General features: G+C 67.0%; 11 protein-coding genes. 6 read left to right on the forward strand and 5 right to left on the reverse strand.

Going from position 1 to position 12,322, the window contains the following annotated elements; genetic code table 11:
* Positions 1-78 precede the first annotated feature (78 nt).
* Complete coding sequence (locus ACFOES_RS16965; RefSeq protein ID WP_377834555.1) at positions 79-2,394, reverse strand: DNA topoisomerase IV subunit A; 2,316 nt, start codon at positions 2,392-2,394, stop codon at positions 79-81.
* Positions 2,395-2,516: 122 nt separating this feature from the next.
* Between ACFOES_RS16965 and ACFOES_RS16970 the strand changes: the two genes are divergently transcribed.
* From ACFOES_RS16970 to ACFOES_RS16990, 5 genes are all read left to right on the forward strand, one after another.
* The gene (locus tag ACFOES_RS16970) at positions 2,517-3,347 is read left to right on the forward strand and encodes an SDR family NAD(P)-dependent oxidoreductase (protein WP_377834556.1); all 831 of its coding nucleotides are present in this window, start codon (positions 2,517-2,519) and stop codon (positions 3,345-3,347) included.
* Positions 3,348-3,436: 89 nt separating this feature from the next.
* Positions 3,437-3,637 carry a twin transmembrane helix small protein gene (locus ACFOES_RS16975; RefSeq protein ID WP_377834557.1) on the forward strand — a complete coding sequence of 67 codons (201 nt, stop codon included), beginning with the start codon at positions 3,437-3,439 and terminating at the stop codon, positions 3,635-3,637.
* Positions 3,638-3,644: 7 nt separating this feature from the next.
* Entirely contained in the window at positions 3,645-4,217 is a 573-nt protein-coding gene (locus ACFOES_RS16980; protein ID WP_377834558.1) for a cob(I)yrinic acid a,c-diamide adenosyltransferase, read from the forward strand.
* A 132-nt stretch (positions 4,218-4,349) separates the two neighbouring features.
* Positions 4,350-5,111: an electron transfer flavoprotein subunit beta/FixA family protein gene (locus ACFOES_RS16985; RefSeq protein ID WP_377834559.1), complete on the forward strand. Its 762-nt coding sequence runs from the start codon at positions 4,350-4,352 to the stop codon at positions 5,109-5,111.
* Complete coding sequence (locus ACFOES_RS16990; RefSeq protein WP_377834560.1) at positions 5,111-6,037, forward strand: electron transfer flavoprotein subunit alpha/FixB family protein; 927 nt, start codon at positions 5,111-5,113, stop codon at positions 6,035-6,037. The genes ACFOES_RS16985 and ACFOES_RS16990 overlap by 1 nt, the downstream gene beginning before the upstream one ends.
* A 62-nt stretch (positions 6,038-6,099) precedes the next feature.
* On the opposite strand, the gene ACFOES_RS16995 is transcribed toward ACFOES_RS16990, so the two are convergent.
* On the reverse strand, positions 6,100-6,924 hold the full coding sequence (locus tag ACFOES_RS16995; RefSeq protein WP_377834561.1) for a DUF6473 family protein: 825 nt from the start codon (positions 6,922-6,924) through the stop codon (positions 6,100-6,102).
* 189 nt (positions 6,925-7,113) lie between these two features.
* Between ACFOES_RS16995 and ACFOES_RS17000 the strand changes: the two genes are divergently transcribed.
* Positions 7,114-7,989, forward strand: coding sequence for a 3-hydroxybutyryl-CoA dehydrogenase (locus ACFOES_RS17000; RefSeq protein ID WP_377834562.1), 876 nt, complete (start codon positions 7,114-7,116; stop codon positions 7,987-7,989).
* Between the two features lie 112 nt (positions 7,990-8,101).
* Here the strand turns inward: ACFOES_RS17000 and ACFOES_RS17005 are convergent, their stop codons facing one another.
* From ACFOES_RS17005 to dctP, 3 genes are all read right to left on the reverse strand, one after another.
* Positions 8,102-9,457 carry a TRAP transporter large permease gene (locus tag ACFOES_RS17005; RefSeq protein ID WP_377834563.1) on the reverse strand — a complete coding sequence of 452 codons (1,356 nt, stop codon included), beginning with the start codon at positions 9,455-9,457 and terminating at the stop codon, positions 8,102-8,104.
* A 3-nt stretch (positions 9,458-9,460) separates the two neighbouring features.
* Positions 9,461-10,783 (reverse strand): TRAP transporter small permease subunit, encoded by a 1,323-nt coding sequence (locus ACFOES_RS17010; protein ID WP_377834564.1) that lies wholly within the window; start codon positions 10,781-10,783, stop codon positions 9,461-9,463.
* Positions 10,784-10,880: 97 nt separating this feature from the next.
* On the reverse strand, positions 10,881-11,978 hold the full coding sequence (gene dctP / locus ACFOES_RS17015; protein ID WP_377834565.1) for a TRAP transporter substrate-binding protein DctP: 1,098 nt from the start codon (positions 11,976-11,978) through the stop codon (positions 10,881-10,883).
* Positions 11,979-12,322 lie beyond the last annotated feature (344 nt).

Raw genomic sequence — 12,322 nt, forward strand, 5'->3', positions numbered from 1 at the left:
CGCCCCCGGACCCCCAAGGATATTTGAGTGAAGATGAAAGAGTAGCGCGTGGCTTCGCTGGGCACAGCGGTCCCGGCCTCAGGTGAACCGGTTGTCGCGCGGGAAACCGCGCGGGGCCATGCGGCCGGCGCTGGCGCGCTTGGCGAGCCATTCGGCCAGGTCGGTCTCGGTGCGGGTGCGGCCGGCCGGGTCCTTCCAGCTGAGACCCTCTGCAAGGGTGAAGGTGGTGGCGTCCGACAGGCCACCATCCTTGTATTTCTGCAACCGCACGCCCTTGCCGCGCGCCATCTCGGGCAGCTCGGCCAGCGGGAAGACCAGCACTTTCCTGTTCTCGCCGACCACGGCGACATGATCGCCCGCCACCTTGCGGCAGACCCTGGCCTTGACCTCGCCGCGCACGTTCAGCACCACCTTGCCGGCGCGGGTCTGGGCCAGCACCTCGTCGCTGTTGACGACGAAACCGTCCCCCGCCGAGGAGGCCATCAGCAGCTTCTCGCCCGGGCGGTAGATCAGGATGTCGACGATGTCGGCCTCGTTCGGCAGGTCGACCATCAGCCGCAGCGGCTCGCCCATCCCGCGGCCGCCGGGCAGGTTCGAGCCCATCACGGTGTAGATCCGGCCGTTGGTGCCGCAGACCAGGAGCTTGTCGGTGGTCTCGGCATGGAAGACGAAGCGGCCCTCGTCGCCGTCCTTGAACTTGAGTTCCGAGTCGAGCGCGATATGGCCCTTCATCGCCCGGATCCAGCCCATCTTCGAGCAGACCACGGTGATCGGCTCGCGCTCGATCATCGCCTCGATCGGCACCTCCTCGACCTCGCCGGCCTCGGCGAACTCGGTCCGGCGGGCGCCGCCCGGCGCATCCTTGCCGAACTGCTTGCGCACCTCGCGCAGCTCCTCGGCGATGCGGCGCCATTGCAGGACTTCGCTGTCGAGCAGGTCGATGATCTCGGCCCGCTCGCGCATCAGCGCGTCCTGCTCGCGCAAGAGCTCGATCTCCTCGAGCCGGCGCAGGCTGCGCAGGCGCATGTTGAGGATGGCGTCGGCCTGGACTTCGGACAGTTCGCCCTTGCCCGGCGGCGGGCTGACGTAGTCGGCCTCGGACGTCGCCCGCGCCTGCTTGCGCGACCAGTCCTCGCGCATCAGCGCCGCCTTGGGGTCGTCGTCGTAGCGGATGATGTCGATGACGCGGTCGAGGTTGAGGAAGGCGGTGATGAACCCTTCCAGCACCTCCAGCCGGTGGTCGATCTTGCCCAGCCGGTGGCGCGAGCGGCGCAGCAGCACGTCGCGGCGGTGGTCGAGGAAGGCGCGCAGCACTTCCTTCAGCGAACAGACCTTGGGCGTGCGACCGTCGATCAGCACGTTCATGTTGAGGCTGAAGCGCACTTCCAGGTCGGAATTGCGGAACAGCATCCCCATCAGCATCTCGGGATCGACGTTCTTCGACTTCGGCTCGATGATCAGCCGGACGTCATCGGCCGACTCGTCGCGCACGTCGCCGAAGATCGGCACCTTGCGGGTCTGGATCAGCTCGGCCAGCTTCTCGATCAGGCGCGATTTCTGGACCTGGTAGGGGATCTCGGTGACGACGATCTGCCAGGTGCCGCGGCCCAGTTCCTCGACATGCCAGCGGGCGCGCAGCCGGAAGCTGCCGCGGCCGGTGCGGTAGGCCTCGACGATATTCGCCCGCGGCTCGACGATGACGCCGCCGGTCGGGAAATCCGGGCCGGGGATCATGTTGACGAGGGTCTCGTCGCGGGCCTCCGGCGTGTCGATCAGGTGCAGGCAGGCCTTGACCAGCTCGCCGATATTGTGCGGCGGGATGTTGGTCGCCATGCCGACCGCGATGCCGCTGGCGCCGTTGGCGAGCAGGTTGGGGAAGGCGGCGGGCAGGACGACGGGCTCTTCCAGCGTGCCGTCGTAGTTCGGGCGGAAGTCGACCGCGTTCTCGGCCAGGCCTTCCATCAGCGCCTCGGCCGCGGCGGTCAGCCGGGCCTCGGTGTAGCGGCTGGCGGCCGGGTTGTCGCCGTCGATATTGCCGAAGTTGCCCTGGCCGTCGACCAGCGGGTAGCGAACGTTGAAATCCTGCGCCAGCCGCGCCATCGCGTCGTAGATCGCGGCGTCGCCATGCGGGTGATAGTTGCCCATCACGTCGCCGGAAATCTTGGCCGACTTGCGGAAGCCGCCGGTCGCCGTCAGCCGCAACTCGCGCATCGCGTAGAGGATGCGGCGGTGCACCGGCTTGAGCCCGTCGCGGGCATCGGGCAGGGCCCGGTCCATGATCGTCGACAGCGCATAGGTCAGGTAACGCTCGCCGATCGCGCGGCGCAGCGGTTCGGCCAGCGAAAGGCCGCCGGGCTCGGGGCCGATATTGGGGTCGTCGGTGACGTCGGTCATGTATGTGGTGTAAATCGGTGCCGGTTCCGGGTCCAGCCGAAATGCGCCGGGCCGCACTCAACCGGGCGGGTTTGATCGCGCCCCGAAATCGGGCATAGAACGACGGGGGCGAGAGGCAGGACATGACGGAACGATCCATTCTCATCACCGGCTGCTCCTCGGGCATCGGCTACGACGCGGCGCACGGGCTGAAGCAACGCGGCTGGCGCGTCTTCGCCACCTGCCGCGCCGAAGCCGATTGCGAACGGCTGCGCGGCGAGGGGCTGGAGAGCTTCCGGCTCGACTATGCCGACGAGACCAGCATCGAGGAAGCGGTCGCGGAGGCGCTGCGCCGCACCGGCGGCACGCTCGACGCGCTTTACAACAACGGCGCCTTCGCCTGCCCCGGCGCGGTCGAGGACCTGCCGCGCGGCGCGCTGCGCGAGATCTTCGAGACCAACCTCTTCGGCGTCCACGACCTGACCCGCCGGGTGATCCCGGTGATGCGGGCGCAGGGCCACGGCCGGATCGTCAACTGCTCCTCCGTGCTCGGCCTCGTCGGCATCAAGTGGCGCGGCGCCTACGTGGCGACGAAATTCGCGCTCGAGGGGCTGACCGACGTGCTGCGGCTGGAACTGCGCGACACGCCCGTCAAGGTGATCCTGCTCGAGCCCGGCCCGGTGACGTCGAAGATCCGCGTCAACTCGATCCCGCCTTTCGAACGCTGGGTCGACTGGGAACGCTCCGCCCGCGCCGAGCAGTATCGCGACAGCCTGCTGAAACGGCTCTACGAAAGCCGCGGCCCCGACCGCTTCGAGCTACCGCCCTCCGCGGTCACCGCCAAGCTCGCCCGGGCGCTGGAAAGCCCCCGGCCGCGGCCACGCTACTACGTCACCACCCCGACCTATTTCTCGGGCGCGCTGCGGCGACTGCTGCCCAGCCGGGCGCTCGACTGGGTGCTGGCAAAGGGCTGACGTGGGCCTGACCGGGCGATCCGCCGCAGCATTTGAGGTTCGCTTTTGGCGCCATAACCGCTAGATGGGGGCCAAGAGGGGATAAATTCATGCTCAACGATCCGCTTTTCATCATCGTCGCCGTCGCCGCCCTCGCCGTGGTCTTCATCCTGATGGTCGGCATCGGCGGCTTCGCCAGGGGCGGCGATTTCAACCGCAAGCATGCCAACCGCATCATGCGGCTGCGCATCATGGCCCAGGCCGTCGCGGTGGTCCTGATCCTCGTATACGTCTATTTCCGCCGCATGTGAGGCTTCCATGGTCGTGCTGTCGAAAATCTACACCCGCACCGGCGACAAGGGCGAAACCGCGCTCGGCGACGGCAGCCGGGTGCCCAAGCAGTCGCCCCGCGTCGCCGCCTACGGCACCGTCGACGAGACCAACGCCACGGTCGGCCTCGCCCGGCTGCACGCGACGGGCGAGCTGGACGCGGCGCTGGCGCGGATCCAGAATGACCTGTTCGACCTCGGCGCCGATCTGTGCCGGCCGAACCCGTCGGCAGACGACCAGGCCGAATACACCCCGCTGCGAATCGTCGCCAGCCAGACCGACCGGCTCGAGGCCGAGATCGACGAGATGAACACCCGCCTGACGCCGCTGCGCAGTTTCATCCTGCCCGGCGGCTCGGCGCTGGCCGCCCATCTCCACCTGTGCCGCACCACCTGCCGCCGGGCAGAGCGGCTGGCGGTGGAACTGGCCGGCTTGGAAGAGACCAACGCGGATGCGGTCAAGTATCTCAACCGCTTGTCCGACTGGTTCTTCGTCGCCGGGCGGATCGCCAATGACGATGGCAAGGACGATGTACTCTGGGTCCCCGGCGCGACGCGCTGAGGCAAAAAACGCGACGTCGCGAGGCGCGGCAATGTCGATTTTGACCTGTTTTCTGCACCGCGGAGTCGCTAACAACCCTTGAGAGCTTGAGAAGGCCCGCCGCGGCGGGCGCGAAATGGGAGAGACACGCCGATGAAGGTTCTTGTGCCTGTGAAGCGGGTGATCGACTACAACGTGAAGGTTCGCGTCAAGGCGGACGGGAGCGGTGTCGATCTGGCCAATGTGAAGATGTCGATGAATCCCTTCGACGAGATCGCGGTCGAGGAGGCGATCCGGCTGAAGGAGAAGGGCGCCGCCGAAGAGGTGGTGGTGGTCTCGATCGGCGTCAAGCAGGCGCAGGAGACGCTGCGCACCGCGCTGGCGATGGGCGCCGACCGGGCGATCCTGATCGTCGCCGCCGACGACGTCCATACCGACATCGAGCCGCTCGCCGTCGCCAAGCTGCTGGCCAAGGTGGTCGAGGAAGAACAGCCGGGCCTGGTGATCGCCGGCAAGCAGGCGATCGACAACGACATGAACGCCACCGGCCAGATGCTCTCGGCGCTGCTCGGCTGGTCCCAGGCGACCTTCGCCTCCGAGGTCAACATCGACGGCGACAGCGCCGTGGTGACGCGCGAGGTCGATGGCGGTCTGCAGACGATCAAGGTCAAGATGCCGACCATCGTCACCGTCGACCTGCGCCTGAACGAGCCGCGCTACGCCTCGCTGCCCAACATCATGAAGGCGAAGAAGAAGCCGCTGGCCGAGAAGACTTCCGCCGATTACGGCGTCGACGTCACGCCGCGGCTGACCGTGGTCAAGACCGCCGAGCCGGAAGGCCGCAAGGCCGGGATCAAGGTCGGCTCGGTCGACGAACTGATCGAGAAACTGAAAACCGAAGCGGGGGTGATCTGATGGCTGTTCTTCTGCTGGGGGAAGTGACCGACGGCACGCTGGCGCTGGACGCCACCGCCAAGGCCGTGACCGCCGCCGCCAAGCTGGGCGACGTCACCGTGCTCTGCGCCGGGGCTTCGGCCGCCGCCGCCGGGGCCGAGGCCGCCAAGATCGACGGCGTCGCCAAGGTGCTGGTCGCCGAGGATGCCTCGCTGGGCCACCGCCTGGCCGAGCCGACCGCCGCGCTGGTGGTCTCGCTGGCCGGCGATTACAGCCACATCGTCGCCCCGGCGACGACCGACGCCAAGAACGTGCTGCCGCGGGTCGCCGCGCTGCTCGACGTGATGGTGATCTCGGACGTCTCGGGCGTCGTCGACGGCGACACCTTCGAGCGGCCGATCTATGCCGGCAACGCGATCCAGACGGTGAAGAGCTCCGACGCGACCAAGGTGATCTCGGTCCGGACCTCGACCTTCGACGCCGCCGGCACCGGCAATAGCGCCCCGGTCGAGACCATCGGCACGGGCGAGGCCCCGGCGCTCAGCGAATGGGTCGAGGACAAGGTCGCGGCCTCGGACCGCCCCGAACTGACCTCGGCCGGGATCGTCGTCTCGGGCGGCCGCGGCGTCGGCTCGGAAGAGGATTTCGCGCTGATCGAGAAGCTGGCCGACAAGCTCGGCGCCGCCGTCGGCGCCAGCCGCGCCGCGGTCGATAGCGGCTACGCCCCGAACGACTGGCAGGTCGGCCAGACCGGCAAGGTGGTGGCACCCGAGCTCTACGTCGCCGTCGGCATCTCCGGCGCGATCCAGCACCTCGCCGGGATGAAGGACTCCAAGGTCATCGTCGCCATCAACAAGGACGAGGAGGCGCCGATCTTCCAGGTCGCCGATTACGGCCTCGTCGCCGACCTCTTCACCGCCGTGCCGGAGCTGATCGAGAAGCTCTGAGGCCCGGCAGGGAGCACAAGCGCATTGCGAAGGCCCGCCCCCGGCGGGCCTTTTGCTTTGCCTCACAGCAGCCGTTGCAGGACCGGGGCCAGCGCCTCGGCGATCTCGGCATGCACCGCCGGGCCGGGCAGTTCCGCCGCCATCGAGCTGTCGAATTCCGAGAACACCATGCCGGCGGTACCCTTGGCCTTGGCCGCCGGGCTGCTGACGCATTCGACGTAATCGCTGGCGGCGCCGCGCACCTCGGCGATCATCTCCTGGTCGATCAACAGCGGGTCGCGGTCGAGCTGCGGCGCCGCCGCAGGCCCCGGCGCGCGATCGGCCGCCCAGAGCAGCACCACCGGTGACGGAAGCCGGCCAAGCAAGGTCTTCATCCGCGCCACCCAGGCGGCCTTGAGCTCTTCCACCACCAGGTCGAACCGTTCGGCCGACAGCTGCTGCAGGCTGAGCAGCATGTGGCGCGTGAAGTTGAAATCGGTGAAGTCGACCTCGGGATAGATCGCCCGCATCTGCGGCGAGGCGCGCAGGAAGCGATCGTTGCGGCGCGGATGGACGGCGTAGAAGCGGTTGGTCATGTTCTGCGCCCCGGTGAGCTGCAGAACCGCCACCCTGGCGCCACCGCAGATCTCCAGCACCCCGGAATCGTTGAGATAGACATCGAGCCCCGCATTCATGCAGCCCAGGTTCACCATCCCCAGGCCGGTGGCCGCCTCGATCAGCGCCGGATAGGGCCGCTCGACGAACCGGCCGTAGGTTTCGTTGCCGCCCAGCACCGCGCAATAGCGGCCCGCCAACTCATGCGCCGGGCCGCGAAATACCAGCCTGGAACTGCCGTAGTGGCAGGGTTGATAGTCCAGCGCCCCTACAGCGTGTGTCTCGATACTCATGGCCGCCCCCCGGTCCGTCACTCGATTCGCTTCGTCCTCCAGCTTGACCGCCGGGGGTTTCCAAAGGGCTAAGGAGAAAAATCGACGCGAATTTTGGCGATCCCGCGGGCTTACACCTCCGCCCCGGCTTGCGCCTGCGGCCCGGCCCCGCATATGGTCGGGCGAAACGCAAACCGGGGACGGAGAAGCATGGATATCAAGTCGGTCGGGATCGTCGGAGCGGGCCAGATGGGCAACGGCATCGCCCATGTCTTCGCCCTTGCGGGATATGACGTGCTGCTCAACGATATCAGCCAGGAGGGCCTCGACAAGGCGCTGGCGCTGATCGACCGCAACATGGAGCGGCAGGTCAGCCGCGACAAGATCTCGGCCGAGGACAAGGCCGCCGCCCTGGGCCGCATCCGCACCACGCTGACGCTGGCCGACCTGGGCCCGACCGACCTGGTGATCGAGGCCGCGACCGAGCGCGAGACCGTCAAGCAGGCGATCTTCGAGGACCTGCAGCCGCATCTCAAGCCCGAGACGATCCTGACCTCGAACACCTCTTCGATCTCGATCACCCGGCTGGCGAGCCGCACCGACCGGCCCGAGAAGTTCATGGGCTTCCACTTCATGAACCCGGTGCCGGTGATGCAGCTGGTCGAGCTGATCCGTGGCATCGCCACCGATACCGCCACCTACGAGACGCTGCTGGCCGTGGTCGAGCGGCTGGGCAAGACCGCCGCCAGCGCCGAGGATTTCCCCGCCTTCATCGTCAACCGCATCCTGATGCCGATGATCAACGAGGCGGTCTATACGCTCTACGAGGGCGTCGGCAACGTGCGCTCGATCGACGAGTCGATGAAGCTCGGCGCCAACCACCCGATGGGGCCGCTGGAACTGGCCGATTTCATCGGCCTCGACACCTGCCTGGCGATCATGAACGTGCTGCATGACGGGCTGGCCGACACCAAGTACCGGCCCTGCCCGCTGCTGGTGAAATATGTCGAGGCCGGCTGGCTGGGCCGCAAGACGAGCCGCGGCTTCTACGACTATCGCGGCGAGACCCCGGTGCCGACGCGCTGAGCCCCCGAAAGCGAACTGCCGAGGTCCCGTCGGACCCCGGCAGCCTTCGTCCATCCTCTCTTGCGATCCAGCGGATCGGAAAAGCGGCCCGTCTCCGGGCCGCTTTGTCGTCTCAGCCGTAGACCAGCCTGGGCAGCCAGATGATGATCTCGGGGAAGACCATGCACAGCACCAGCCCGACCACCTGCAGCGCCAGGAACGGCAGTGCCGAGCGGAAGATGTCGCCCATCGGGATCTCGGGCGGGGCCACGCCGCGCAGGTAGAACAGGGCATAGCCGAAGGGCGGCGACAGGAAGCTCATCTGCATGTTGACGAGGTAGAGCACGCCGAACCACAGCACGAGGTCGTCGGGGTCGGTCAGGCCGAAGGCCGGCGCCCCCAGCGCCTTGATGATCGGCACGAAGATCGGCACGCAGAGCAGCAGGATGCCGACCCAGTCGAGGAACATGCCGAGGATGATCAGCACGATCTGCATGATGATCAGGATACCCCAGGGGCCGAGGCCGGTGGCCTGCAGCGCGTTCTGGACGAATTCCTGCCCGCCCTCGAGCACGTAGAGCCCGACGAAGATCGTCGCGCCGAACATGATCCAGATCACCATGGCCGAGGCCTTGAGCGTGGTCAGGGCGGCCTCGCGGATCGTCTGCCAGTCCAGCTTGCGGTGGATGGCGGCGACGATGATCGCGCCGAAGGTGCCGATGCCGGCGGCCTCGACCGGCGTCGCGACGCCGGTGAAGATCACCCCCAGCACGATGACGATCAGCGAGATCGGCGCCGACATGTTGCCCATCAGCCGGAACTTCTCGGCCGTCGAGACCCGTTCCTCCATCGGGATCGGCGGCCCCATGTCGGGATTGATGGTGCAGCGCAGGATGACATAGGCGACATACATGCCCGACAGCAGCAGCCCCGGAATGACGGCGCCGATGAACAGCTCGCCCACCGACTGCTCGGCGACGACGGCGTAGATGATGGCCAGGATCGACGGCGGGATCAGGATGCCCAGCGTGCCGCCGGCCATGATCGAGCCCATCGCGATCTTGGGATCGTAGCCGCGCTTGAGCATCGCCGGCAGGGCGATGATCCCCATCGTCACCACCGCCGCGCCGATCACGCCGACCATCGCCGCCAGAACGGTCGAGGCGATGATGGTCGCCGCCGCCAGCCCGCCGCGAACGCCACCCAGCACCTTGTAGATGACGTCGAACATCTCGTTGATGATCCCCGCCCTCTCGAGCATCGAGGCCATGAAGATGAACAACGGAATCGCCGAGAGCTGGTAATTCGTCATCAGCGGGAAGATGCGGCTGGGCACGATGTTCAGCGCCCGTTCGTCGCCCAGCACGAAGAGGAAGACGCAGGCGAGGCCGCCGGTGACGAAGGCCAGCGGCAGCCCTGCCATCAGCAGCACCACCAGCGAGCCGAACATGATGAGTGTGAGCCACTCGATTCCGATCTCAAGTCCCATGGCTCAGCCCCTGCCCATCACGGCGCGCACGTCTTTCGCGAATTTCGATATGCCCTGCAGCACCAGCAGCAGGGCGCCGATCACCATGACCCATTTCATCGGCCAAAGAGGCACCTCCCATTCGTTGAAGCTGATCTCGCCCCAGCGGATATTGGGGTCGGTCCATTGCGCCATGTTCCAGTTGGCGATCATCTGGCCGGCGCCGATCTCGCCCCGCGCCCAGTCCGAGACCAGGCCGTTGCCGGTGGGCACGGCGATGGCGTCGAAGGCGAAGATCCACGAGGTGACCAGCAGCGTGCCGGCGAAGATGAAGAAGAAGACCGAGGTCAGCAGGTCGACCCAGGCCTTGCGCGGCTTCGACAGCGGCGCGTAGAAGATGTCGACCCGGACATGGCTCTCGGTCAGCATCGCGTAGGCACCGGCGATCAGGTATTGCATCCCGAACATCAGGTACATCGCCTCGTGCGCCCAGTTGGTCGGGCTGTTGAAGACGTAGCGGCTGATGACCTCGAAATAGTAGACGAAGACGGCGATGATCGCCCAGTAGCTGACGAATTCGCCGGCGCGCAGCGACAGCCGGTCGATCCAGCCGGTCCAGCCGGTCGAGACGTGGCGCGAGTCCTCCGCCGTCTCCTCCTCTTCCAGCGCCTCGAGCGCGCGCTCGACCTCGCTTTCCTCCTCATGCACGGGCAACCGTGCATTGGCGCGGCCCACCATCATCGGCATCAGCAGCGCGTCGATGCCGAGCGCGGCGAGGATCAGCCAGAAGGCGTATTTGGAAACGTTGCGCCAGCGCGCCAGCTGCGCTTGCGCCGCCGCCATCGCCGGACGGTCATCCGCCAGCGTGGTCTCGGCCTCGGCGATGCGGGCGCGCCCGTCCTTGATCCGCTGCTCGGCGCGCTCGAGATTGCGCTGCGCCCGGCGCTCGGCAAAGCTGCCCTGCTCGACCTCGGCCAGCTTCTGACGCAGGTCCGGCAGATCGGCCTCGGCCGTCTTCACCCGGTCGGTCTCGCGCTCGATGACGCGTTCGGCCTGGCGCACAGCGTTGGCCATGTTGGACAGGGTGCCCCGGGCGTCGTGGCCCTGCGAATTGGCATAGAGGATGGCGACGAAGACCGGGATGAACAGCAGCCCGAGCAGGTTCTTCAGGTAGAAGCGGTGCAGCCCGAGCATGCCGCCGGTGACCAGGATGAAATAGCCCAAGCTGAGCGAATAGCGCCGCTCGGTCTTGCGCGGCCGGTTGGCCAGCGCCGCCGCGACCAGCGGGAACAGGATCAACCCCGCCCAGTAGGCCCAGTGCGGCAAGGTGAAATCGATGTTGGGCATGGCCCTCCCCCCGTTGCCGGACACCCGCCCGGCCGTCAGCTGTAACGGGCCCGCGCGTCCCCCGCGCAGGCCCGCATCTTGCATGGCGCGAACGCCGTCAGAGCTTGAGTTCGAGCCCGTCGACCAGATCGGGCGTCACGTAGCCAAGCGAGCCGGACATCATGTAGTCGAGCTGGGTCTTGAAGATCCGGGCACTCGCCTTGTCGCGGTTGGCGTACTTGAACCAGATCGGCACCGCGACCTCGGTCATCAGTTCGACGTCGTCCTGGCTCAGGCGCGTGACCTCGGTGCCGTCGGCCTCGAACTTGGCCCAGGCCTCCTGGTCGGCCTTCTGGATCATCGCGTGGTGATGGTTGGAATAGACCTGGGTCTCCATCTCGACGAACTGCTGCATCTGCGGGCTGAGCTTGTTCCAGGCGTCCATGCCGACGGTGATGTCCATGATGTCGACCGGCTGGTAGAGCGACATCATGCCGGGCGGGCCCATCGAGATGTACTTGGTCACCTGGCTGAAGCCGAGCGCGTAGTTCACCGCCGGGCCGACATAGTCGGCGACGTCGATGGTGCCCTTTTCCAGCGCCGGGAAGATCTCCGAGCCCGGCAGAACCGTGGTCTCGGCCCCGATCTCGCCGAAGACCTCGGCCACCATGCCGCCCGGCAGCCGCATCTTGCGGCCGCGGAAGTCGTCGATCGAGCGGATCGGCACCTTCGAGTGGATGATGTTCGGGCCGTGATGGACCGGGCCGACGAAATGCATCCCCTGCGCGGCGTAGAGCTCGCGCGCCATCTCGAGCCCGCCGAGGCCGTAGTAGAAGACGTCGAACTCGTGCGGGTTGCGCAGGCCGAGCGGATAGGAGCTCAGGAACACCCCGGCCGGAATGATGCCCTGGGCGTAGATGGTGAACGGGTTGACAGCGTCGAGCACGCCGTTCTTCACCGCGTCATAGAGCTGGAAATCGCCGACGACGTCATTGGCGCCGAAGGGCTGGAAGGCCAGCTCGCCGCCGGTCTTCTCGACGATGGTGGCGCACCAGTCCTTGAAGATCTGCAGCCCGACCCCACCGGGCCAGGAGGTCTGGATCTTCCAGGTCGTGCCATTGGCCTGGGCCGAGGCGATATGCGGCGCGGCAAGGCCCGCGGCGCCAGCTGCGGCCAGCGTGCGCAGGGCATTCCTGCGGTTGGTCATCTGTTTCATGATTCCTCCCGAGTTGATCGGGCCCCTGATCCTCCGGGCCCGGTTGGTCAGGGAGGCAGATCGCGGCGCAATCCCCTCGGCGCGCTCACCTCCCCGTGAGCGCGCAAAGTCCACCAAATTCTCCTCACCCTGCCGAGGCAAGGTGCGGATGCCGCTTCCTCCCATGCGATCAACGTTTGCACGGCTCACGACATTTCGCAAGCATTCACATATGTGTGACTAATTGTGATGTTAAATTTCCGACGCGCCGTATTACCGCGCCTGCAGCCAGGTGCGCGGGCGCCCGCGCGCCCGATGCGATCATCTGCCGCAGGACAGCCGGAAGCCCGAAAAGCCGGTATCGG

This window comes from Acidimangrovimonas pyrenivorans, assembly GCF_042643245.1.
Classification (GTDB): domain Bacteria; phylum Pseudomonadota; class Alphaproteobacteria; order Rhodobacterales; family Rhodobacteraceae; genus Acidimangrovimonas; species Acidimangrovimonas pyrenivorans.